Source organism: Pseudomonas sp. MF6394, from assembly GCF_002018845.1.
Lineage (GTDB): Bacteria > Pseudomonadota > Gammaproteobacteria > Pseudomonadales > Pseudomonadaceae > Aquipseudomonas > Aquipseudomonas lactis.
This window is the reverse complement of the sequence record NZ_MVOJ01000001.1, coordinates 87628-111819: the sequence shown is the minus strand read 5'-3', so window position 1 is coordinate 111819 and position 24192 is coordinate 87628. Positions and strand designations below refer to the sequence as shown.

At 55.1% G+C, this 24192-nt stretch carries 23 protein-coding genes; 21 read left to right on the top strand and 2 right to left on the bottom strand.

The features are described 5' to 3' along the window. Positions 1 to 421 precede the first annotated feature (421 nt). The 17 genes from MF6394_RS00655 (at position 422) to MF6394_RS00580 (ending at position 15512) form a co-directional block, all read left to right on the top strand. On the top strand, positions 422 to 1420 hold the full coding sequence (locus MF6394_RS00655) for an ATP-grasp domain-containing protein (RefSeq protein WP_078465810.1): 999 nt from the start codon (positions 422 to 424) through the stop codon (positions 1418 to 1420). Between the two features lie 90 nt (positions 1421 to 1510). Further along, complete coding sequence (locus MF6394_RS00650) at positions 1511 to 2650, top strand: trypsin-like peptidase domain-containing protein (RefSeq protein WP_078465809.1); 1140 nt, start codon at positions 1511 to 1513, stop codon at positions 2648 to 2650. A 72-nt stretch (positions 2651 to 2722) separates the two neighbouring features. After that, entirely contained in the window at positions 2723 to 3850 is a 1128-nt protein-coding gene (locus MF6394_RS00645) for a phosphoribosyltransferase domain-containing protein (RefSeq protein ID WP_078465808.1), read from the top strand. Continuing rightward, entirely contained in the window at positions 3840 to 4598 is a 759-nt protein-coding gene (locus tag MF6394_RS00640) for a trehalose phosphatase (RefSeq protein ID WP_078465807.1), read from the top strand. Before MF6394_RS00645 ends, MF6394_RS00640 begins: the two co-directional genes overlap by 11 nt. Next, positions 4591 to 5685 (top strand): cysteine protease StiP family protein, encoded by a 1095-nt coding sequence (locus MF6394_RS00635; protein WP_078465806.1) that lies wholly within the window; start codon positions 4591 to 4593, stop codon positions 5683 to 5685. The genes MF6394_RS00640 and MF6394_RS00635 overlap by 8 nt, the downstream gene beginning before the upstream one ends. Continuing rightward, complete coding sequence (locus MF6394_RS00630) at positions 5685 to 6635, top strand: HpcH/HpaI aldolase/citrate lyase family protein (RefSeq protein WP_078465805.1); 951 nt, start codon at positions 5685 to 5687, stop codon at positions 6633 to 6635. Before MF6394_RS00635 ends, MF6394_RS00630 begins: the two co-directional genes overlap by 1 nt. After that, on the top strand, positions 6632 to 7390 hold the full coding sequence (locus MF6394_RS00625; RefSeq protein ID WP_078465804.1) for an HAD family hydrolase: 759 nt from the start codon (positions 6632 to 6634) through the stop codon (positions 7388 to 7390). Before MF6394_RS00630 ends, MF6394_RS00625 begins: the two co-directional genes overlap by 4 nt. 2 nt (positions 7391 to 7392) lie before the next feature. Further along, positions 7393 to 7980: a TerD family protein gene (locus tag MF6394_RS00620; RefSeq protein WP_078465803.1), complete on the top strand. Its 588-nt coding sequence runs from the start codon at positions 7393 to 7395 to the stop codon at positions 7978 to 7980. Then, on the top strand, positions 7980 to 9155 hold the full coding sequence (locus MF6394_RS00615; protein ID WP_078465802.1) for a TerD family protein: 1176 nt from the start codon (positions 7980 to 7982) through the stop codon (positions 9153 to 9155). Before MF6394_RS00620 ends, MF6394_RS00615 begins: the two co-directional genes overlap by 1 nt. Before the next feature lie 45 nt (positions 9156 to 9200). Beyond that, entirely contained in the window at positions 9201 to 9650 is a 450-nt protein-coding gene (locus MF6394_RS00610; RefSeq protein ID WP_078465801.1) for a tellurite resistance TerB family protein, read from the top strand. Positions 9651 to 9694: 44 nt separating this feature from the next. Beyond that, positions 9695 to 10696, top strand: a complete 1002-nt coding sequence (locus MF6394_RS00605; RefSeq protein ID WP_078466138.1) for a TerC/Alx family metal homeostasis membrane protein — start codon at positions 9695 to 9697, stop codon at positions 10694 to 10696. Between the two features lie 27 nt (positions 10697 to 10723). After that, complete coding sequence (locus tag MF6394_RS00600) at positions 10724 to 11299, top strand: TerD family protein (RefSeq protein ID WP_046071045.1); 576 nt, start codon at positions 10724 to 10726, stop codon at positions 11297 to 11299. 82 nt (positions 11300 to 11381) lie between these two features. After that, positions 11382 to 11960, top strand: coding sequence for a TerD family protein (locus MF6394_RS00595; protein ID WP_046071046.1), 579 nt, complete (start codon positions 11382 to 11384; stop codon positions 11958 to 11960). A 164-nt stretch (positions 11961 to 12124) separates the two neighbouring features. After that, on the top strand, positions 12125 to 13126 hold the full coding sequence (locus MF6394_RS00590; RefSeq protein ID WP_078465800.1) for a hypothetical protein: 1002 nt from the start codon (positions 12125 to 12127) through the stop codon (positions 13124 to 13126). An 83-nt stretch (positions 13127 to 13209) separates the two neighbouring features. Further along, complete coding sequence (locus MF6394_RS00585) at positions 13210 to 14184, top strand: lysozyme inhibitor LprI family protein (RefSeq protein WP_078465799.1); 975 nt, start codon at positions 13210 to 13212, stop codon at positions 14182 to 14184. Between the two features lie 30 nt (positions 14185 to 14214). After that, positions 14215 to 14562: a DUF4236 domain-containing protein gene (locus MF6394_RS34420; protein WP_338013591.1), complete on the top strand. Its 348-nt coding sequence runs from the start codon at positions 14215 to 14217 to the stop codon at positions 14560 to 14562. 41 nt (positions 14563 to 14603) lie between these two features. Next, a complete protein-coding gene (locus tag MF6394_RS00580) occupies positions 14604 to 15512 on the top strand; it encodes a hypothetical protein (protein ID WP_238597264.1) in 909 nt (302 codons plus the stop codon). 52 nt (positions 15513 to 15564) lie between these two features. On the opposite strand, the gene MF6394_RS00575 is transcribed toward MF6394_RS00580, so the two are convergent. Next, the gene (locus MF6394_RS00575; RefSeq protein WP_078465798.1) at positions 15565 to 16809 is read right to left on the bottom strand and encodes a VWA domain-containing protein; all 1245 of its coding nucleotides are present in this window, start codon (positions 16807 to 16809) and stop codon (positions 15565 to 15567) included. Positions 16810 to 17135: 326 nt separating this feature from the next. Next, on the bottom strand, positions 17136 to 18428 hold the full coding sequence (locus tag MF6394_RS00570; RefSeq protein WP_233100536.1) for a TerD family protein: 1293 nt from the start codon (positions 18426 to 18428) through the stop codon (positions 17136 to 17138). Between the two features lie 381 nt (positions 18429 to 18809). On the opposite strand from MF6394_RS00570, the gene MF6394_RS34260 reads away from it, so the two are divergent. Genes MF6394_RS34260 through MF6394_RS00550 form a run of 4 tightly spaced genes read left to right on the top strand, consistent with a single transcriptional unit; the run spans position 18810 to position 24146 of the window. Beyond that, positions 18810 to 20069 carry a hypothetical protein gene (locus tag MF6394_RS34260; RefSeq protein WP_169904190.1) on the top strand — a complete coding sequence of 420 codons (1260 nt, stop codon included), beginning with the start codon at positions 18810 to 18812 and terminating at the stop codon, positions 20067 to 20069. A gap of 22 nt (positions 20070 to 20091) precedes the next feature. Next, complete coding sequence (locus MF6394_RS00560; RefSeq protein WP_078465796.1) at positions 20092 to 20949, top strand: SH3 domain-containing protein; 858 nt, start codon at positions 20092 to 20094, stop codon at positions 20947 to 20949. A 9-nt stretch (positions 20950 to 20958) separates the two neighbouring features. After that, positions 20959 to 22923, top strand: a complete 1965-nt coding sequence (locus tag MF6394_RS00555) for a hypothetical protein (RefSeq protein ID WP_078465795.1) — start codon at positions 20959 to 20961, stop codon at positions 22921 to 22923. An 11-nt stretch (positions 22924 to 22934) separates the two neighbouring features. Then, a complete protein-coding gene (locus MF6394_RS00550) occupies positions 22935 to 24146 on the top strand; it encodes a hypothetical protein (RefSeq protein ID WP_078465794.1) in 1212 nt (403 codons plus the stop codon). Positions 24147 to 24192 lie beyond the last annotated feature (46 nt).

The following is a 24192-nucleotide window of genomic DNA, read 5'->3' as shown; positions in this document are numbered from 1 at the left end:
AGCTGGGTATCGTGATCCTTCATATGCTGAAATAGATTATCTGTGGACGACTAACTTGGAGTCTCTGCATAATTAGAGGGAGATTGTTGGGATTGTTAATCAGTCTTGGCCGTGCCGAAACTTATAATGTAGATGTTGTTTATATTTTACCGGTCTACCTTACCTCGTTTTGCCCCACACCCACCGTCGAGAAATATTTTGCTAGCGCAGTTACCGCAAGCAAGGCCGACCAATTTGAAACCCGCAAAACGAAATTGTAGAGGGGGGCTTTTTGTCGAAATGACGTCTCTATTTTGGGCGGCCCCCCGCATTGCCTTGAAGCTACAGCTGGACTCGTTATGTTCCGGTTGAACAATCGAATGCTGTCAGTCCCCTTCCTCGGGTTTGACTGTCAGTGCACATCTACAAGTGAGGTTAAAGTATGATTTGGTTTCTCGAAGGGCAGTCAAGCCAGCGTGACATTATTGAAGGTGCGCGTGACGCGCTGCCACCTGAGGTGAAGATATTCGCCTCGCACCGCGACAATCGCCCCGAAATTATGGCTGGAGCAGATATTAGCTTTTGCGAGCCCCGTGGTGCTGAAGAGCGGGTTTCGTGGGTGATTACTACTGCACGCACCTATGGAATCAAAGTAATCCTGGCGGGTCGCTTGGGGGCGGTATTTGAAAGCGCCCGGGATCGATTCGAGGAAGCTGGCCTGGTGCTGGTAACTGGTGGTTCATCGATGCGCACATTCGATCTTGTTGATGACAAAAGCAGGTTTACCGCTGAGGCGGAGCTTGCGGGCTTGGATTGCGTTCCGGCAATAACCGCAACTAATGCCGATGAAATGTTAGCAGCGTACGGGGCTCTGTCTGCTTCGGGAGAGGTTTGCGTAAAGCCTGCCGTTGGCATTTATGGTCAAGGCTTTTGGCGCTTCAAGGAGGGTGCTGACCCATTTCGTAGCTTTGCTGATCCCGATGCCCGCGTTGCGAATTTCGCGACCTATATGCGTGCATACAGCGAGGTGGAAAATCCTCCGTCGATGCTTGTAATGCCCTACATGGCTGGAACCGAGTGTTCGGTGGATATGGTCTGTGAGACTGGCCGAGCGGTTGCGTTTGTAGGCCGGAGGAAGACCGGCGCGTATCAGTTATTTGAAAAGGAAGGTGCGGCGGTCGAGTTGGCACTAAAAGCGGCTGCTCATTTCCAGTGTGATGGCATCGTGAACGTTCAAACAAAGGATGATGCACAGGGTAAACCGCATTTGTTGGAAATCAATCCTCGCTACTCCGGTGGAGTCGGTTACACCCGGGAGGCTGGCGTCAATTTGGCAGGGATCTTTGCTACGCGCCGCCTAAACCTTCCTGAGCCACCTACCGTTTGGCGGGCAGGCGTACGTGTGAAAGGGGTCTCCGTTGCAGCTGTAGTTCCAAAATGACATCCTGAATCATCGAGAACCCTGAAGTTTGGTACCATTGGAGCGCTTCCGGTGGCGCGGTGGATTTAGCACTCAAGGAGTAAAAAAGGAATGATGGTGCTAGCGCCAGGCGCAAACACCGCGGTATCTAGTGCACGGAGTGAATGGACTCTGGAATGCGGGAACTCCTCGGCTTTCGGAGAGTACGCTGCGATTGCCATACTGCCGGTAAATGACAAGCGCCTACCCACTGGTGAGGCTGCCCTATTTCAGACGTCTCAGTCCTGGATGGAGTGGAGCGGCGACCAAGCAAAGGTTGGTTGTAAGTTGAACTTGTCAGCCCTCCCGTCCGGTAGCGATAGGCTACTCCTCATCGCATACACTTTTTCTGCAGCAGGACCGGTAAGCGATCTTCGTTCGTTGCACCTACTTGTTGACGAACAGATTGAATATAGGTTGGACCTTCGCGATAACGGTGAAGCGGCGATCATTATCGGCGAATTCTACATCCGCAATCAGCAATGGAAGTTTCGTGCACTGGCTGAGGGTTCGGCTTATGGTTTAGCCGCTCTAGGCCGCCGCATCGGGATCGATATTAATGACGCTCATCCAAAAGGGCGCACTAGCTCTGCGGAGGCTGACCGCGCACGAGCGGGCGCAACCGGCACTGGTTTCGCTGTTTCCCAGCACCATGTGCTCACCTGTGCTCATGTAATCGAGGGCATGAGTGATATATTCATTTCCTCCTTTGAAGGTCGTTATCGTGCAGAGCCGGTCGTCGTTGATCAGCGTAATGACATCGCTCTCCTCAGGGTGATGGAGTCGCCTGTCCTCAGATCTGTCACTTTTAAGGAAGGCTCCGGCTGCGACTTGGGTGAATCTGTAGTCGCGCTGGGTTTCCCTATGTCGGGTTTCGCCGGCGGTGGTGTCCACGTGACCCAGGGCGGCGTGTCGGCGTTGTTTGGCCTGCATAACGATTCTAGCCTTCTACAATTTACTGCGGCTATTCAACCGGGCTCTAGCGGATCCCCCTTATTTGATTCGACAGGCGCTGTTATCGGGTTGGTAACTTCTACAATGCCTGATGCTCAAAATATGAACTTTGCCGTTAAAGCGTCTTTGCTCCTCTCCTTTCTGGATGCGTGCCGCGTTGATGCAGTTCAAACATCCAGCAGCAGGACGTTCACAACTGCTGAATTAGCACGTTCGGCCCAAGCATCTATGTGGCGCGTCGAAGCCAAGAATTTTTAGCCCCTATTTTGACTTGAAAACTGCGGAAGAGACGTTAGGTTATCGACCTCACGCAACCCTAGGAATTTTTTCATGGAATGCAACGCAGATAAACAAGCTCTAAGCGCACAACTGATGCGCGGGCGTCTCGATGTCACTGTCGATGCCACACATATCGACCCGGACTCCTTGTTCGGTTTTGCCGAGCGCCGTAATCCAAAGCGTGCGTTTCTTTTCGTGTCCAAAGTACTTGGTCGCCACATACCTGTGCGGCCTTCGATCATGAATTCAAGCTTCAATAGCCTCGCAGCACAAATTCCTGACGACCTGCCTGGGCCCGTACTCGTTATCGGCATGGCTGAAACAGCAGTTGGCCTGGGTGCTGGTGTGCATCGCTCATACAGCGCGACGCGCCCGGACACGGTTTATATGGTCAGCACACGCCACCCTACTGGCAATGACCTGTTCGCCCGATTTGAAGAAGAACATAGTCACGCCAGTGCGCACCTCATTCATTTGCCGATCGATGCCGACGTTCGGGAAATGATGTTGAATGCCCGTTCGCTAGTGCTGGTCGACGACGAAGCCTCAACGGGCAAAACCTTCATCAATCTTCACCGTGCGCTGGTCGATGCCGGCCTGACTCGGGTCGAGCGCGTGGTGACTTGCGTACTGACGGATTGGTCCGGCGATGCGGTGCGCAAAACCATCGGTGACTCTGCTCAACAGGTTTCGCTGTTGCAGGGGGCGTATACCTTCCACGAGGACGCTGATGCGCCGCTGCCGGAAATGCCGGCCGTGGGTAGCATCGAGCCCGGAGAGTGGCCGTTGTCGGCGGAAAGCGATTGGGGGCGCCATGGTATTCGTTGTGTAGAAGACACTTTGGCTCTCGATCTGAAGGTCAAAGCGGGCGAGCGCGTACTCGTGGTTGGTACCAGCGAATTCGTCTGGCGTCCGTTTTTGCTCGCCGAGCGCTTGGAGCGTGCTGGTGCTGATGTGCATTTCAGTTCGACCAGTCGCTCACCAATCGCACTGGGCCATGCCATCGGTCACGCGTTGTCGTTCGCGGACAACTACGGTCTCGGTATCCCCAACTTCCTCTACAATGTCAGCCCAGGGCAATTTGATCGTGTCCTTATTTGCTCGGAAACACCTGAGCAGGCTGTGTCCGCCGCCCTGATTGAATCCCTGAGCGCGGAGGTGATTGTCGATGGTCAATAAGCGCCCCCTCGCCCTGGTTGATCTCGACGACACCCTGTTCCAGACTGCTCGCAAAATGCCAGAAGGTTCTCAGCGGATTACTGCGACTCTCGATATCGAGGGTCAGCCCAATGGCTACATGAGTACGGTCCAACACTCCCTCGCACAATGGCTCCTGTCCACGACCGACGTGGTCCCAGTTACAGCGCGCAGCGTTGAAGCATTCAGTCGTGTGAAACTGCCTTTTATGCACGGTGCCGTCTGCTCCCATGGCGGCGTGATCCTTGGTGCTGATGGAAAGCTTGACGAGGAATGGCAAGCACGCATGAGCGATGTTCTTGCTGACTATCAGGCTCGCTTGCCAGGCCTCAGTGAAGCAACCCTCGCCATTGGCAAGGAGCTTGGCATTTCCTTGCGCGGATGGGTTGTCGAGGAAGAAGGCCTGCGCCACTACGTAGTGACCAAGCACAACGAATCCAATGATGAAGTCCTGCAAACGGTTCTCGCTGAAGTACAGGCCCGCGGTTTATTGGAAGGCATGCACATCCACGGAAATTCCAACAACCTCGCGTTCTTGCCGCTGGGCCTGTCGAAGGTAGTGGCTGTTCAAGAATTGTTGCGCCGTGATCGTGAGGCCAATGGTGAGCGTCCGGTGTTGGGCTTTGGGGACAGCATCACTGACCTCGGTTTCATGCAGGAGTGCCATATGTGGGCGACCCCAGCGCGTAGCCAATTGGCCAAGCTCGTTGGAGGGAAAGTCCATGACTAAGGCCATTGCGGGTCTGGTTACCGTGGGGAGCGGCAGCTATGCAGCAGATGATGTTCAGTTCCTGCTGCAGGCCGTTCAGATGGAGACCACTGATGTCTTGGAGAAGGAGCGTCTGATTCAGTCGAAGCAGAAGCACTACTCCGAAATGATCAGCCTTGAGAGTGCGCCGACTGACGTGCACAAAGCCCTCTACGAGCGCGCACTCGAACAAAACGGTACCCGCATGGCCATGGACGTTCAGTCCCTGGCGCTGGCGCTGAGCGAGGCATGCACGGGCCCGTCTATTGTTCTTGTGTCGTTCGTTCGTGCTGGCTTGCCGCTCGGCGTTTTATTGCGTCGGGCCCTGCTCGACATGGGTCGAGATGCGCACCACTACGGAATCAGCATTGTCCGAGATCGCGGGATCGACAAAGTCGCCCTCGAGGCCATCATTCAGGAACATGGTTCCGAGAACATCGTCTTCGTCGATGGCTGGACAGGGAAGGGCGCAATCTCTGGCGAGATTCAGCGCAGCCTCAATGGCGACTCGCGCTTCCCTGAGGAACCCCGGCTTGTAGTACTGGCAGATCCCTGCGGCCGGGCGTGGTTGTCCGCGTCGGCTGAAGACTGGGTTATCCCCTCCGGCATCCTTGGTGCGACGGTGTCTGGTCTGGTTTCGCGCTCCATATGGCCCGCAGATGGAGGCCTGCATGGTTGTGTGGTTTATGACCATCTGCGTGAGCACGATGTCACCCGCGAGTTCATCGAGCAGATCGAAGAGAAGCGAAAGGCGTTGGGGACGGCTCCTCAAGCCTCTCCATGGACCGATACCCAGCGTTTTGAACTGCAGGGTGCAGCTTCGCACCTAGTCAAGTCGCTGGCCTCCCAGTTCGGCATTACCAATCTCAATCGAGTAAAGCCTGGTATTGCCGAAGCAACACGCGCGGTACTGCGTCGCGTACCTGATCACGTCTTGGTGCGCAGCCGTAGCGACAGTGATGTTCAGTTGCTCATGCACCTGACTGAGGGCGCTGGGGTCGCTGTGGAAGAAGTGGGTGCTGCATTAGGCCCTTACCGGGCGGTAACCATCATTCGGAGTGTGAGCTGATGAAAGTCCTTTCTCCTTATGCCCTGGGGGCAACGCTCTACATGCCGGCCACACGTCCGGATCTGCTGGATGTGGTTTTCCGCACAAAACTGCCAGAACTGCGTTCTTTGGTCGTGTGCCTTGAGGATGCGGTCGCGGAGATTGACGTCGACACGGCTTTGAGAAATCTGCATGGACTGCTTACCGCAATCAACGAGCGTGGTGGGCGTCCGTCCGATGGTCCACTGCTGTTTGTTCGTCCCCGAGACTCGGTGATGGCTGCTGTGCTGAATGATTGGTCGTTGATGGCCCACGTTGATGGGTTCGTTGTGCCGAAATTGACCCTGCGCAACCTCGGGGAATGGGAACACGCCGTTACAAACCCGGCGCTGTACCTTATGCCGACGCTGGAAACCACAGACGTGTTCAACCCTGGTGCAATGGTCGAGTTGGGCCAGGCGCTGAAGGCGAACCTAAATCAGCGGATTATCGCCCTACGTATCGGTGGGAACGACCTGATGGGAAGTCTTGGACTTCGTCGGAATCCTGCAACAACGCTCTATAGCACCCCAATGGGCTACGTGATCCCAATGTTGGCAGGCGTCATGGGGTCCCAAGGTTTCGCACTGACGGCACCAGTGTTCGAGCAACTCGCGACACCGCATTTGCTGATGGAGGAGCTTGAACTCGACATCGCCCATGGCTTGGTAGGGAAGACGGCGATTCATCCATCGCAGATCAGCACGATCCAGGACACGTTGCGCGTAAGCCTCGAAGACCTCAACTGCGCGAAGATGATTGTCAGTGACGCTGCTCCGGCAGTGTTCAAGCACAACGATGCCATGTGCGAACCTGCGACCCATTACAAGTGGGCGGTCAACATCCTTGAACGAGCGAAGTGGCACGGGGTTCGGCAAGCAGATGTAGGACCCATTGAGGCCCCTATCCGTTTGGCCGAGGCCGTGGGATGACAATGGAATATGACGATGCTGGCGGGCAAAGGCGTCATGTGCTGTCGGTTTTTGACTTCGACGGCACGCTGACCCGGCACGATAGCTTTGTTCCATTCCTGAAGTTTGCCTTTGGAACCCGGGAATTCAATCGACGTATTTTGCGGCTTGCCCTGCCAAGCGTTCGATACCTGGCTCGGCGTTTGAATCGTGATGAGTTGAAAGCACAGCTGATCAGCACGTTTCTCACAGGCGTAGAAACGAAATGGGTGCAGGAGCAGGCCGTGAAATTCTGCGGGTTGTTTTGGGGACAGCTCATGCGCCCTTCAGGTTTAAAATCTGTCGCCGCCGAAGTAGAGGCGGGAGCAGTAGTTACTCTCTGCTCCGCGTCCCCAGCGTTGGTTCTCAAGCCGTTTGCGGATCGACTTGGCATCAAGTTGATCGGCACCGAGCTTGAGGTAGTAGACGGTCTGTTGACCGGGCGCATGACTGGCAACAACTGCAGATGCGAGAACAAAGTACTCAGGCTTGAGGCTGTGTACGGGCCACTGGACCTGTTCCGGGTTAAAGCATGGGGTGATACCCGCGGCGATTTCGAATTGTTGGCTGCGGCCCAAGAAGCACACTGGCGACACTTTCATCCCGCATGGCGTCGTCTAGGCCTGCGGGCAAATAGAAGCGGGAATTCGGGTGTGCGCAATGTCGCGCAAGCCAACCTGCAAGTGACGATCAACCCTGATCGACACGCGAACACTGATGACCAACAAGGAGCGTAACCATGGCACTAACCCTGCAAAAACAGCAATCCATCTCCCTGGCTAAAACGGCCGGCAGTTCGCTGACCAGCATCAGCCTTGGTTTGGGTTGGGACCCAGTCAAGGCGGGCGGTTTCCTCGGCAAGATGTTTGGTGGCGGTGCCGAGATCGACCTCGACGCTTCCTGCATTTTGCTGAACAGCGATTACCAAAAAATCGACCTGGTATGGTTTCGCCAACTGAAGTCTCAGGACGGTTCGATCAAACATTCCGGTGACAATCGTACCGGCGAAGGCGATGGTGATGACGAGACCATTAATGTCGACCTGCAGCGCTTGCCTGCCTCCGTCAAGTATCTGATTTTTACGGTAAACTCATTTACGGGACAGACTTTTGAGAAAGTCGAAAAGGCCTATTGCCGTATTGTGAATGGCAGCAACAACAATGAGCTAGCTCGCTTCAACCTATCGGAAAAAGGTGGGCACACCGGAATCGTCATGGCGAGCCTGACCCGCGAGAATGGCGACTGGGAATTCAAGGCAATCGGTACGACGACGAATGGCCGAACTGCCGACGACCTAATCACTCTGGCCGTTCAGGCGCTGCGCTAATGGCGAATCTCGTACCTGGTGGTAACGCGCCGGTTGCCAGCGGCCAGCTTCGCGTTGATATCAATTACACGCCAATCCCGGGGGCCGACATTGACGTCTCGGCCTTCGCACTGGGCGCCTCGGCCAAAGTCCGAGGCGATGGCGACATGTGTTTCTATGGCCAGCCTCAAATTCTGGGTGGCGCCGTTCAACTGACCGAGTCCTCGGCCGGGCGCGCAGTGTTTTCCCTCGATACGAGTCGTCTTGAGTCTTCAGTTGAGAAAGTGGCCCTTACTGCCACTATCTACGAAAACAAGGCAAGCTTTGAGCGTGTGTCACAACTTTCGGTTGTGGTGACAGGAGGAATCGAAGCTCAAATCCCTACTGGCGGCATGAAGGAAACAGCACTCATCCTCGGCGAATTTTATCGCCGAAATGGTGACTGGAAATTCCGCTGTGTGGCCCAGGGATTCAATGGCGGACTTGAGCCGTTGGCCAAGCACTTCGGTGTAGATGTCGCCGCACCAGCGCCGGCCCCTGCCCCAGCGCCAGTGGTACAAACGCCGCCGCCTGCTCCGGCCGCGCCCCCTAAATCTACGATTAGTCTGAACAAGGTCACCCTCGATAAAACACGATCGTCTATCAGTCTTGAAAAGACGGCAGCCGGTTTCGGCGAAATCAAGGTGAATTTGAACTGGAACAAAGGCAGCTCGGGCGGCTTCTTTAAGCGAAGCCAATCCGTCGACTTGGACGTTGGTTGCCTGTACGAGCTGCAAGACGGCGAGAAGGGGGTTGTTCAAGCCCTCGGAAGATCGTTCGGCAGCCTGACCCAGGAACCTTTCATCCAATTGATGGGTGATGACCGTACGGGCTCTGTCGCTGGTGGTGAGTGGCTGCACATCAACGGGGCGAAGTGGAGTGACATCCGCCGGATCTTGGTATTCGCCTTCATCTATGAAGGTGCTCCGAACTGGAAAGAAACCGATGGTGTTGTGACGATTTTCATCCCTGGCCAACCCGAAATTGAGGTCCGTCTCAATGAAGAGGGTGGTCGTGACGCAATGTGTGCCATTGCGATGCTTGAAAATGTGAACGGCGCCGTTAAGGTCTCTCGGCGTGTGGACTTCCATCGAGGTCACGCAGTAATGGACAAAGCTTACGGCTGGGGCATGAACTGGCGCGCAGGCTCCAAATAGAGAATCTGGCGGGGTCTGCCGACCCCGCCCTTGAGGGAACACAACATGTTTGCATGGCTTAAACAAAACGCTGTTGCAGCGCGTGAAGCACTGACTACTGAAGTTTCAAAGTTCAAGAACCAGAAGTTTCTTGATGCGATGACTGCGAATTGCGCGCTCATCTCGGCTGCGTCAGGTGGTATCTCTTCTGAAGAAAAACAGAAGATGACCGGTTTCATTCAAAACTCGCCTGAGTTGAAAGTGTTCGACATGGGCGACGTAATCAAGGCGTTCAACGCACACTGCGAAAAGTTTGAGTTCGACTTTCAGATTGGCCAGGCCGAAGCACTGAAGGTTATCGGCAAGATCAAGAACGATGCTGGCGCTTCCCGCCTCTTGGTTCGCGTCGGCTGCGCCATTGGTGCGTCTGACGGCGACTTCGATGACAAAGAAAAAGCAGCGTGCCGCTTGGTCTGCCTTGAGCTGGGCCTTAACCCAGCTGATTTTGAACTTTAAGGAGCGGTAATTTGGACACTCACATCGGTTTCCCTCCGCTGACCATGGCGGTATTCGTGGGGATCGCGCTCGGCGCGCTTCTCCTCGACATGGTCACTCACCGCGGTGACAAGCCAATTTCCCTGGCTAAGGCTTCGATTTGGTCGATCTTCTGGATCGCTATCTCGTTGGCGTTCGCCGGCTTCTTATACGTACAGCACGGCCCGGAGGTCGCCAGCCTGTTTGTAACTGGCTACGCCCTCGAAAAAGTTCTCAGCGTCGACAACCTGTTTGTGTTCATGGCGATTTTCGCATGGTTCAAAGTGCCGGATGGCATGCGACACCGCGTGCTGTACTGGGGCATCATTGGCGCGATCGTGTTCCGCGGCATCTTCGTTGCCATTGGTACCGGTCTGCTGGCTTTCGGTCCATGGGTCGAAATCGTGTTCGCCGTGATCGTTGCGTGGACCGCAGTTATGATGCTGCGCGCCGGCGGCGATGATGAAGAGGAAGAGGACTACTCCAAGCACATGGCTTACCGCTTCGCACAGAAGTTGTTCCCTGTGTGGCCGAAACTCCACGGCCATAATTTCTTCGTCAGCCGTAAGCAGCTAGAGGTCGAACTCCAGAAGCCTGAGAATAAAGGCATGACCCTGGCAGCAAAAGGAACAGTTTTTGCGACGCCGCTGTTCCTCTGTCTTGTAGTGGCCGAAGTTTCTGACGTGTTGTTCGCGTTTGACTCTGTGCCGGCGGTGATCGCCGTTAGCCGTGAGCCCCTGATCGTCTACTCTGCCATGCTGTTTGCGATCCTGGGACTGCGTACCATGTACTTCGTGCTCGAAGCGCTGAAACGCTACCTGGTTCACCTGGAAAAATCTGTAGTCGCCCTGCTGTTCTTCATCGCCATTAAACTCGGCCTGAACGCTACCGACCACATGTTTCACCATGGCTACACAATCGATGCAAACACCAGCCTGCTAATCGTTATGGTTGTACTGGTGATTGGTGTAGTTGCAAGCCTTGTCTTTCCAGGCAAGGAAGAAGCTCAAACTGAAACCGCTGAGTAATAGCCCATACCACAAGGAGTAATACCCATGGCGTTGACCCTACAGAAAGGTGGCAATCTTTCGTTGACCAAAACCGACCCGAGCCTGACCAAAATTTTGGTAGGCCTGGGCTGGGACCCGCGTGCTACTGATGGTGCTGAGTTCGACCTGGACGCCAGTGCGCTACTGCTGGGCGCAAATGGCAAAGTACGCGGGGAAGCCGACTTCATTTTCTACAACCAGCTGAAAAGCGTTGACGGTTCGGTTGAGCACACAGGCGACAACCGCACTGGTGCGGGCGACGGCGACGACGAAGTAATCAAGGTAGACCTGAGCCGCATCCCGGCCGACGTGGACAAAGTGGTCTTCATCGTTACCATCCACGATGCAGAAGTACGCAAGCAAAGCTTCGGTCAGGTCGGCGGCTCCTTCATTCGCATCGTTAACGATACGACCAATGCGGAAGTCGTTCGTTACGACCTGGCAGAAGACGCATCGACTGAAACTGCGATGGTGTTCGCTGAGTTGTACCGCAACGGCGGCGAGTGGAAATTCCGGGCTGTTGGCCAGGGTTATGCCGGCGGCCTGAAAGCTCTGGCCAATAACTACGGCATGAATTTTTAACGCCTAAGCCGTTAATCTAATTATCTTTTTTTACCTGGCCTTGATCTAAAGGCCTTGTCTACCTTACTAAAAGGAATCGAAAATGGCCGTATCTCTGCAGAAAGGCGGGAACGTTAGTTTGTCTAAAGAGGCTCCAGGCCTCACCGAAGTCACTGTAGGTCTGGGTTGGGACGCACGAGTTACCGATGGTTCGAAATTCGACCTCGACGCGTCGATCTTCATCCTGGGTGAAAGCGGCCAAGTCCTCGACGACGCCAGCTTCATTTTCTACAACAACAAGAAATCGGTTGATGGTTCTGTTGAACACATGGGCGACAACCAGTCCGGCGAAGGCGAAGGTGATGACGAGCAAGCCACCGTCAAGTTGAACGGTCTGGCTGCCGCCGTGAAGAAGCTGGTTTTCGCAGTGACCATTCACGACGCTGAAGCGCGCAAGCAGAGCTTCGGCCAGGTTGCCAATGCTTACATCCGTGTAGTGAACAAGGCTGACGGCAAAGAACTGGCGCGCTACGACCTGAGTGAAGACGCTTCGACCGAAACCGCCATGATCTTCGGCGAGCTGTACCGCAATGGCGACGAATTCAAGTTCAAGGCGATCGGCCAAGGGTTTGCTGGTGGCCTGGCGCCTCTGGCTAAATCGATGGGCGTGAACATCGGCTAACCCGCAAGGGTTGAGAAAGCCCCCGCGAAACGGGGGCTTTTTCTTGCCTACAGAAAGACCACGGAGTTGGTCCTGTAGGCGGTTTCGACTACTTCATCACTAGGAGCGACTGCTGGCGATCGCCACGGCAGTCTACCGGTTCTCGGGTTTAAAAGGATATTTGGATGGGCATGTTTCGTGGGGTTGTAGCTGCAGGTGTTTTGGTGTCTATGTCAGGCTGCGGAGCCTACAACGATTTCCAGGCAAACAATGCAGTTCAAGAATACAGGCAGGCATGCCTTGGAAATTATACGAACGAGTGCGAAAGCAAACTGGTCGACACGAACATTGTCATGCTCGAGCTCGCGCGAAGCAACATCGAGCGGGAGAAGGACTCGATTGTGCAAGTCGTCGGCAAAGATGGATTTGATCGTTTCTCAAAAACTGCCAATGAGCTAATTGACCACTTGGTCGATCAACAGGAAAACAAGCGTCCAGGTTTTTTTGCACGATGGTTCCTGGGTGAAGGTCAACCGTTCGGCAACACACGCAACCAACTTTTTGACATTGCAGACATGCAAGAATTAAGTGCTGCAGTGCTTCAAAAGATCAGCTCCGGTGTCCACGCGAGCAAAGCATCTGCTAAGCCTAATGAACCAATCACTGAGACTGAGGCAATCTTGTTAGGCAAGGTACCTCAGGCACCGATTCAGGCTCAGGTCACCCCGACTGCCCAGCCGGCGGAACCAGCAGCACAGGCCGCCGAGTCGACTGTTCAGGCATTAGTGCCATCCGACCTTGCTGCATCTGCAGATCGGATGATCGCGAGTGAAATCGCCCGGGATGGCGGGGATGAATACAAAGAGGGCCGTCAGGTTAAGTTTGCTGACCTAAATAACGACGGCATCAAGGATGCCGTAGTGCTTTACACGATCGAAGGTCAAGGTGGCGGCAATGGCTACTTCCAAACCCTTGCCGCGTTCATTGGCGACTCGGCAGGATGGGACTTCCGTGGAAAAGCTGTAGTCGGCAATGGTGTCCAGGACATTCAGGTAGTTGATCCCCAAACCGTCAGACTGACGGTTCTCTCCGTCGGTCCGGATGATGCGGATTGCTGCCCGAGTGTTCAGAGCACCGAAAACTACAAGTGGGACGGCACGACATTTCTTCAAGCCCCAACGTCGTAAGTAAGAGCCAGGCATCAGGCACCTAGCCGTGTGCATACGAGTGCGGCTAGGCAGGGCTCTGGCGAAACGCTGGAGCAAACAAAATGAAGGAAAAATCGAATATGTCGCGATTCAACATCGGCTCTGGCCTTTTCGTCATGTTGCTCTCCCTGGTATCAGCCCACTCCAATGCCACCAGCTTTGATTGCACCAAAGCTGCAAGCTTTGCTGAGAAATCGATTTGCACAGATTCTGCACTCAGTCGTCTGGATGAGCAGATGAACTCCGAATATGTCCGCGCTTTAGACGCAGCGCCGCACAAGGCCCAGGTCCGTCAAGATCAACGAGACTGGTTGCGTCTGCGCGACAACTGCAAGACCGCCAGTTGCTTAACCGCTTCGATGACTGATCGGCTCAGTGTTCTATTACGCACCAGGGTTGATCAGCCATCTAAAGCGCCAACCTCCGTTGCCGCTACCCGGGTTGATCAATCTGAAACGAATGTGATTTCAAAGACCGCTACTTCTCCAATGGTCCCCGCCGTGGTGAAGCCGGCGGCCCCGCGAAATGCCACGGATGATCATCAAGCGATCCTGAACTTGAAGATTGGCCTGTTCGTGATGGCAATGTTGCTGCTGGTCTGCATTTACCTGCACCGTCAGGGGACCATTACGATCTATCAGGACTACACCGACGCGCTTTGGACAACCTTGACTCCGATCTTGGGGATTGGTGCGTATTTCGTCGCGAGCGCCTGGCTCGAGGTACCACGCAACTACTCCATCATTGCTGCCTGTGTCCTTGGTGGTCTTATGTCATTGCAGGTGCTTATCCAAACGTACAGAAGCAACAGCATCTGGTTTTTCCTTTTATCCCTCTTCGCAAAGGTCATTCTGCTGACCTTCTACCTTCTGATGATGGCCCTCCTGCTGTGCGGTGGTGCGCGAACCAAAAGTGAGGCCCGGCGGCGGCGCGGCTGGGCAGTTCTTGCCACGACCGTATTCGTATTCCTCTCAGGCTGGATGTGCCGGAATCGGCAATTCAGTTCGATCGACGATTACATAGCCGGACGAGCATAAGTGACATATCGGAGGTCGCGCTATTGCCACATGCGTGCCCCCGATGTAAATGGACGTCGGGCCAGTCTAAGGGGCCCGACCGAAGCCGGCATTTCAAACAACAAAGAATCCAGGAAGAAGGATCAAGGAGTAGTCATGGGATTTCGTTTCAGCAAGCGAATCACGATTGTGCCTGGCGTACGCCTTAACATCAGTGGGAAGGGGGTGAGTACTTCTATTGGGCCCCGTGGTCTGAGTATGACGATGGGCCGCAATGGCACCTATCTCAATGCGGGTTTGCCCGGTACCGGGCTTTCATATCTGAAAGGATCGACCGGCCCAGTAGATCAAGTAATTCTCAGTCATCGCCCGCCGGAAGCGAATACTCGGGCCAGGTAAAGGTCAAGGTAAACGAAGATGGCACGTTGTTGATTACGGACATGGATGACATCGAGTTGCCGGCTGCTGTCATCAAACGCGTCAAATCCGAGATGGCCGATTCCATTCAGGACTTGCTGACGAAAGCAGCGGATAAGGTCAACCAGGATCTTGAGTCCTGCCTAGGCGTGCACCTGTTGACGCCACGGCCGGGGGCCATGCCGGTAATCCCAGCTCCTTTCGCCATTGAAGAACCCACGAGGCCTACTCAGCAAACGCCAGGCTTGATGGATCGAATGCTGCTGCGCAGCGCGAAGATTGAGCGTGAGGCCGAGTCAGCGGAAGAGCAGTATCGACAAGACCTCGCGAACTGGCAGGCCACGCGGGACGCCCATGAACTTGAACGCACCGAAATCGAGAAAGCATTCCGGCTGGCGGCAAAGGGCTTCAGTGCTCAGATGGAACGCGCTCTGGACTATGTGTTGAGCGGCATTGCCTGGCCAAAAGAAACCCAAGTGGCCTATGAGTTCTCACAAGACGTTACCGGCGTCGCGCTCGATGTTGATTTACCTGATGAGGGCGACATCCCGCAACGCAGCGCTGAAGCCAGAGGAAATGGCAAGCTGACCTTTAAGAATCGTTCGGATGCCCAGGTGCGTAGGGATTTTGTCGCATTGTGCTATGGCTCTCTGTTTCGAGTTGTAGGAGAGGTATTTGCTTTACTGCCGGCGATCCAGAAGATCTTGGTGTCGGGCTACATTCAGCGTAACAACCCCGCTACCGGTGCGGTGGATGATCAGTACGTGCTCTCGGTCTTGGTAGGCCGAGATCAGTGGGATGCGATTGATTTTAATCGTCTGGATGCGATCGATCCTGCAGCGACCCTGATCGCGTGTGGCGCAGTGGTAAAGCTAGACCGCTCTGCGCGTTTTGTTGAGGTGACGCCGATGGATATGTCGGTCTTGAACTGAAGACAACCGCGGCGGCTAGAGCCGCCGCGGTGTGGGGCAGGGCAGGAGAAGATTAGCGAATGATTCCTTCGCGCTTTGCCTCCAAGATCCACATCGGAAATTCCTGCATCAGCCGTTCGTACAACTGCTCTTCCGTCATGTCGTGCAGGTCATCCAGGGCAAAGAATCCGCAGTTGTCCACGACTCTCCCGGGCATGGTGTCCAGTTTTTCCAGAATGCCGTAATTCCGGCCTGCTAAACCAACGTATTGCCAGAAGATTCCCAGCTTCGCTGCATCCACCATAAGTTGCGTGATCTTGCGGTTTTCAGACACGCCACCGTCGCTGATGAAAACCACAAACATAGGGGTTTTGTCTTTGGAAGCTTGGAAGGACTCGATCACTTTTTGGATCGCCTTCGGCTCATCATTGTAGCGCCGACCGACGTCCCACTTTGTCCAGCCGCTGTTGTCGGATTCGACAAAGTTCTGGTAGTTGTTCAGTTTCACAGGTGAGAGTCGCAATGGTCGTTCGGCGAATGTCCAGCACTCAAGTTCAGCGTCTGTATCTAGGGCGACGGCGATTGGCACAAGTCGATTTAGGACTTCCTGCACCCGGCCGGTTTTGTATTGATTTCTCATCGAGTCGGTGACGTCGAGCACGAGCAAAACGCGAGCTTTCATTCCAACCAGGCAGGCTTTCTCGAGGCTAACCTGTGCCTTCTTGGCCAGACTGACCAGCTCCGGCGCGACAGCAGCTACACGCTTCTCCAGAGAGATTGTGGAGGGAGATGGGGCCGGTGCCGCCTCTTCAGTAACTTCGCCGCCAAAATGCCTCACGAGAGCGTCCAAGCCCTCGGCAAACCCCTGAAGGTTAGAGGCCAACCGCCACTCCCCATTCTTTCGGTAAAGCTCAACGATCATTACCGCTTTCTCGGTTGTGAATGTGAGCCCTGAGAACGCGCAGGTCGCTCCTGTCTCACCAGTGGGGCTGATTACTTTGAAGTTGCCATTCCGGATGTCACTCATGGCCCCGGCACCATCGATAGAGGCTGTGAAGACCAAACGTTCGATAGAGGCGGGCAGGGTGGCTAGATTAATTTCAAACTGGCCGCCCGGGGCAAGCTTCACACTGCTGCAAGGCGTGACAGGCTGATTGAAGAAGACCATATAGCGATCGTCAGAAAGCTTGCCTTGGTCGTCGACACCGAAACAGACGAAGTCAATGACGCCGGGGCTTTCGATGTTGACCGAGAGAGTGAGGGAGAGACCGGGAACAATATTTGCCAGCGGCATGCGCTGGCCTTGGGTGATCTGCATGCATGGTTCCTTGTGACGATTAGAGCGCCTGATGATGAAGTGGCCATGGTGAAACAGCCGGTTCTGCACGGGTGGCTGGTTTATCCGTCGGCTTAAACCTAACGGCGCTCGACCTTCCTGCAAGTCTTATAAGGCCAGTGAGGTCGCAGCGGGAAGTTCCTATGGTAAGAACTGTTTTGTTCGTGGGCGCGGGGCGATTCAACATGAGTTGATGAGGCAGATGATGCTGGCATACAACCAAAAAAGAAATCCCGCGGCGGCCGTGTGCCGTCGCGGGAGTACTGGTCAAGCATGGATCTGCTCAAAGCGCCTGTAAACACGAAAGCTTAGACGTACTGCTTTTTGCCGCTCCTTGCGATTGGGCGCCCTTTAAATACGTGTGGGCCGTCCATGGTCAGTTCGATTTTGTCACCTTTCCGAGTCAGCCAGGGGGTGGCTTCACTGCCAGTTTTGGAGGTAACTCCGGATGGGCTCAAAAGGATGTGGTCATCATGGATTTCGATTTGGCCGATAACAAAAGTGTAAATCATTGAACTGAAGAAACCGCCAGCCTTGAATTCGAATGCGCACTCGACGACCTGGTCGCCGTATTCCATCCGCATCTTAGGTTTCAGTGATGCCACCGAAACCGCACCGTTATCTACCGCTGAATAAACGCTGCAGACCAGCGCTACCTTACCGCCCATGAGCTGCGAGATTGCTGGGTTAATTTCGACGGTTTCAATACCAGGAGCGGAGGCGCTGGCGCTGACTACGTCACCGGTATGGAAAACGAAGGGATCGACGTCAAAGGCCCCACGCTTGTCAGGTGCCTGGATGATGGACATTCGCCCATCAGGACGAAGGATGCCGATTCGAAGATCGAGGTCGTCGTTGTCAGATCCGTCGCCGTTATCAACCCACGTTGCGCTGACCCGAATTACCTTTGGAGCGGACGGCCCTTTTTCGAGGGACACCTTGTGGCTGCTGCCAGGCTTGTCCAGTTTAACCACGGTCTTGGCGATGTTGACGGGCTTTGGAGGCGGTGAAGGTGTCGCCGCCGGCGCGGAGGATGCATTGTCTTCAACTTCGATGCCATAAAACCCGCAGAGTCCGGCAAGACCTGAGGCGAAACCTTGCCATACAGAGCGTGCCTTGAGTTGGCCGTTCCGGACGTACAACTCAAGCACGATGATGCCCGTCTCTTGTGAGAAGGGCTCAGGTGCCAGTTCCAGGGTTTGGTCCCCGGCAATGACGATAGCGCGAAGGTCTTTGACTGCTTCGAAGCCGCCGGCGCTGCCGTCTTGCGTCAAAGTGATTGCGATCTTCGTGATGTTTGCCGGGAGTCGAGACGAGTCGAAGCTGATGCTGTGACTGACCGTGTCGCCACGAGCGATCGGGGGCGCGAATGTCGCCGCCCCTGAAGAGTGCTCGGGTGCATTGAAGAAAACCATGCCGCTGTCATCCACTACCTTGCCAGTGTCGGTGACCAAAAACGCAGTAAGGGTTACGTCTAGGTTGTTACCTGCCGCATGGGTAACTTCCACCCGCCCTTGGGAGGAAAAGATCGTTGTGTTCTCGCCGGGTTTGAGTGACTGATTCAATTCATGCCGCCTATTCCATGGGTTTTCGTAACGCATTGTTCATGCGCTGCGCTTTTGTTGTTTGAGCGCGAAGGCCGGCCAATGGGGAAACATCCCTCATTGGTGCTGATTGCATTGATGCAGTTTAACGGCTTGGCCGCCGGCGACCGCCGAGACATCCATTCTCCATTTACACACCGTCTGAAACCCAAGTTTGGAACGTACGAGAGGGAATGTTGTGCGCGACATTGAAAGTCCTCTCAGTCCCGTTAAGTTCTGTTCGTAGGAAACAAAAACATCTGCCCGGCGTTCTGCACCGGAATTCGACACGGCATTTTGAGTGGTGCGGTCTCCTGCTAGATGGCAATATGCTACATCTATTTGCGCTCCCCTCATCATCCAGGGTCTGGCGTTTAATTTCTGACAAGGACCCGTTGGATGCTAATCGCACTTGTGGTTTTGAACGCCCTTTATTTGATCTGCAGTCTGCTGTTCAACGCCGAGCTGCTCAACATGGCTGGCGCTGATATCCCCCTCCGAAAACTCGAAGTCCTTGAGACCTATAGCCAGATCCTGGCGGCGACGAGTATGTGCTTGCTGGTATGGCGAATCTGTTATCGACGATACCAAGGCAAGGGGAGGGTGCTGTGGGTTTGGCTCGGAGCATCGACACTTGTCGTTACGCCGTTGACGTGGTGGTTTCAGGGTGCGGCACCGGATTGGATCGCAGAGCAGTTCCCCGGCTCGCTACGGGTCAGTAGCCTCTACGCATACGTCACCAAAAAGGGATTGCTCTATGACTCCCTGACTATTCCGCAGATCCCCTATAAGGCTTACAAGGATCAGGGAGAGGGGAAGGCTTTTATAGCAAACCTCGGCGTTCTGATGAGTGTTCAAGGCTCTTACGTCGAGCGCATCGACAGGAACTTCCAAGGCTTTTCAGCTGCTGTTTTTCGTGGCTACACCGTCCGTAATGGAGACGCGTTATACGAGCGCTTGCAAGAAACTGTCGTGCCCTCAATCAGTGACATCAGCAGGGCGTATGCACAGCTTGAAGGTTTTCGTGCGGGAGGCATCTCGGGGAGTGAGTGGCGACCGATCAAATGGCCGAATGCAGGGGAAGATCTGGGATACCAGCCGACCATTGACGAGTACGCCCGGTCAATCAATCCCGGTGTGCGGACACGAGATGCTCTGGCCAACACCACCGAGGTTCGCCACATGGCGAAGACCAAACTCGGTCCTCTCTATGTGAAGGGCATGAACCTTCTGGCTACGCGAGAGCAGTACCAGGCTTATCTGCCTGGCATTGCCGACAACATGGCCTATGACGTCGCTCACACCGACATCCACGGGGCTGAAGGTTTGAACGTCCTCAAGAATATGTGGTTTATCCCCTTCTCCCTTCTTAGTGGGTTGTTCTTCGGCGGCATCAGTCTAGTGGTCTTGATCATCTCGGGTGTTGAGGCGCTTCGAAGCCTCCCCGGGCGAATTCGCTTCGTTCGACCGGTCGCCGTGATTTCGATCGTTATGCTGCCTCTCGTTGTTGGCAACGCAATTGTCGATAGCCCCGGTTATAGAGATGCGTTCAGGAGCTTGGGCAAACAGCCAGTTGTGCTTGCCACCGTTTTCCATTGGGCCATGTCCTCAGAAGCAATGCTTTACAACATTACAAGGCCTCTGCTGAAAGCAGAGTGACCTACACAAAGGGAGAGTCACCGTGCGTAAAAAGTTTCTCGTTTCAGTACTGGCATTGACCATCGCAGCATCAACCTCTGGCTGCGCTGAGTTGGGTATCAACAAGCAACAGGCTGGTACCGCAGTGGGTGTCGTTGCTGGCGCTGTCATCGGGCAGTTCATCGGGAAAGGCAACGGACGGATCGTGGCAACCCTTGTCGGCGGTGCACTGGGCGGTTACATCGGTAACAAAATCGGTGCAAAACTCGATGAGCAGGATCAGCAGGCTCTGGCACAACGCACGCAAGATGCATTGAACGCGTCGCCGAGCGGGTCCAGTCTGCCCGTGTCTTGGACATCGGCCCATTCTGGCGCGTCGGCGGAGATCGTTCAGGGCAAAGAGTTCACCCAAACCAAAACGGTTGAAGTGAAACGTGCTCCGAAGATCGTCGCCGTCCCTTCGATGAAGCTCATCAACGAACAGTACGTCACCAAAAGTAGTTCGAATGTGCGCGCCGCGCCTGAAAAAGGCGCAGACAAAGTGGGTGGTTTGAAACCTGGCACCGAGTTCACTGCCGTTGGTTCGACAGGCGACTGGATTCTTGTCGGCCGCAAGGGTGTAACTGTCGGCTACGTCCACAAAGATTTGGTTGAACCAAAATCAGTAGCCGTTGCGAAGCGTGTGAAGTCCGCGGCCAACCTGGACGAGATGAACGTCGCTGTTGACAAAGAAACAAGGGCCTTCGATCTCGATTCGATCCCGACGTTGCCAACTCAGCAGGTCGCTGCTGAAACGTCTTGCCGGCCGGTGACCGTGAGCCTCAAAGCGGCCGACGGAAACACTGTGCAGGAGAAGAACACCTTCTGCAAACAAGCCAACGGCACCTGGGAACTCATCTAAGGGATCTTCATGAAAAACCGCGCACTCGCTCTCCTTGTAGTGGGTGCTTGCGGCATCGCGCCGCAAGCCTGGGCACACCAGCTCGCCTACTCGAAGACAGAACAGATCCAGGTGAACGTTGATGGTGAGGCGACATCCTGGTGCAAACCAGAAGTGGCCATCACCATGCAGCGCCCAACTTGGGATGACCAGAAGCCGCTGAACACGCTTCTATCGAAGCTCCCGTATATTCTTGGCCAGGAATGCCCGACGGCCCAGGTCACCTGGAAAGCAGTCGACGCAAAGGGGGCGGTTTACGCCACCGGCGCGGGCAATGCGAGTAATCTGGGCCTGGCCACGCTGACTTCACCGACTGCCGCTACGGCCGCTGCCGCGCCCGCTGTTTCGGTAGCCCCCGTGGCTTCTCCTCCTACTCCACCAGCAGCTGTGGCGGCTGCATCTGTACTACCAGCCGTCGCTGCGCCTACTGAGCCTGCCGGTGCAGCGCCTGTGGTTGCTGCACCGGCCCCAGCGCCTGTAACGGCACCTGTGATACCACAACCAGCACCAGAGGCTTCACCCGTGCCAGTGCAACCGGTGCCGGTGGCTCAAGTACCTGTGACGGTTGCCCCTGTAGCTGCCGTGGCCACAGTACCTGTGGAGTCAGCTCCAGCCGCCCCCCCTAAGCCTGCCGCTCCAGCTGAAGCGCCGGCCGCTGTTGCCGCCGTTCCTACCGGTGACTTCGGCCGCTCATTGGTGCTGGACAACCGGAACCTGATGGGGATTACCGACGGAAGTGGATGCAAATGGGTTATCAGTAAGTCGGTAACTGATGAGTCCGATCCAAGTCTGTCCTTTGCGTCGACACCCGCCATGCCTTGCTCTGCATCGGGCTATGCCGAGGGGTCCTATGACAAATTGCGTTGGGCGGTACCGAACACCTATCGCGGTGATACCTGGTCAAAAATAACCGTGCACCCGAGCGGTCTGATGTTCAACCAGGCACTGGTCCCAGCGGTGAAAGGCAAGGCGCTTTCATTCCTGAATAGCCGGGCAGACCAAGCACTCTTTCAGTTGGGTGAACTGCATGCGCGTAGCATGAAGGTGTATTTGGCCTTTGAGCGCCCCAACTACCGTGTCCTGTCGCCGTTCTCCAGTGATCCGTATTATGTAGTGATCACTGCAGATGAGGCATTTGCTCTTGATGCGGTTGAGTTGAAGCGCGCTGTGGTTGAGGTCTACCAATTGGTGAAGGCAACGTCGCCAACGACCGTCGGCCTGTCGAACCTCTTCTTCGCCAAGAATTTCGAAGCGCTTTACCCCGAGGGATACGCGTCGGAAACCAAAGACAGCATTCTCAAAACGCGTATGGGCGAGAACCGTGGTGAGTTTTACTTCGATGCTCGCCAAGGGAATAACTTCGCCCTGCGTCGCGAGGAGATCCGCCTGAGAGAAGTACGTCGTCTGCAGCAGCAAATGGCAGAGCTGCACACACGCGTCTTGGCGCGTTACGAACAACTCAAATCCGGGATGAAGGAATTCGAAGGTCGGGAGGCTGAGGCGCTGGCGCAGATGGCTGGTATTAAAGTCACCTTCCCATCGCCGATCGCAATGCAGGACCCGAGCTCTTCAAAGTCCGCTGTGCCGATGATGATTCACGTCACTGGAAAGAGCGGCGACTTCTACGAGGTCGACTTCCCACGTAAGGGGCGTGTACAGGCTGATGCTGAACTGGAGAGCCAGTGGTACGTGCTGCCGGCGGCAAACATGACACCCTTCCTGCCGCTCGAAGACGGTCGCGCCGTTCCTACGTATCGCGTGTATACCGCTGGCCCGGCTGAGGCCTGCAAGCAAGACCACTGTGCTGACAGAGTGTCATTTGGTGCCGTACTGGCCAAGGAATTTCCTAGCGCCGGGATCGACTTCAACTGGACGCCTGCAGTCTCTCAGCAGCACGTGATTGATTGGCAGCAAGCATCTGTTCAAATTCAGTAAGGCAACCGACTATGAAAACGATGAACCAGAAGCACATCCTCATCGCCGCTGCGGTCGCCGGTATTGCGATTCTTGCAGCCGGTGTGGGGTTATCGAGCTCCGGCAAGAAGCAAGCGCTGCGTCAGTACGATGAGATGAAGGAACAGTACTTCCTCGAGAACGTCCTAAGCGAGGGAGATATTTCCTATTCCTTCTGGTCGGGAAATGTCACCGTTGAAACACCGGAAATCCGCCTGGTTGCGGCAGAGACCAACGGCGCAGATAAATTCCTGAAAGGGATTCTGGGGCTGCTCGGTGGAATGGACTCCGGGGCAAAAGAGTCTGCCCTGGTCGAATGGTCACGGTATCTGCTTTCTTCCAGTACTGGTGGAGGTCGTGCCGGTGGCGTTTACTTGAAGGCCGACACCCTCAAGGTTAGCCGCGAAGGTGATAACAAGAAGGGCGAGATTCATGTCCAATTGTTGGGCATGGACATGAGTACTCCTTACCTGTCGCACAAAGGCACAGATGTGGTCCTGCCCTCGGAAGTAGCGGATGAGATCCAGCCGCGCGCGGAGATGGATCAGTACGGAGGCGTGGTCAAGTCGCCCTACTCGTGGGGTAGCAATATCGTCCAACGTCTGCCGTTCACTGGTGCATTTATCACCGGCGCTACAGGGGAGTTCGGCACCAAAGTTGACTTGGACTTCAAGCTCACGCGCTCTAGCGACGGCGAAGGCTCGGTCGAGTTTGTAGTGGTGCATCGTAATGACGGCAGTGAAGTTGGCAGGATTGTGCGCGAGGCTAAATTTGCGTCCATCCCAGAGCTTGACGATGTCCAGGCGCAACTCAAGAGCGCGCTAAGTGGCTTCATCATGGGGGCTTACAGTACGTCCATGGGCCAGGCCGTAATTGCGGAAGCCGCAGGTGACTTTGCTCGTAAGACCAAGGTGGCCAGCTACTCGCTGACCTACAAGGGCTTCGACCAGTTAAAGGAGTCGTTCGACGAATTCAAGGCCGCTACCAGGCGTGAGGAGTTCACCGGCTTTTGCAATGAAACAGGCCTATCAGTTTATCAGAGTGACTTTGGAGTCAAGGGCAAGGATCACAGCGATTCGGAGTGCGCGATCGCTCAAAAGCTAGCCACCGATGCCAAGTTTGAAGAGTCCTACATTTTCAAGGAAGACAAGTCGTTATTTTCCGGCCTGTTCGTGAGCAAAAGCTTCACGCTTGAGACGAACTGATCACCACATTTCCTAGAACCTGGAGTGCGATCCGCCGTACTCCACG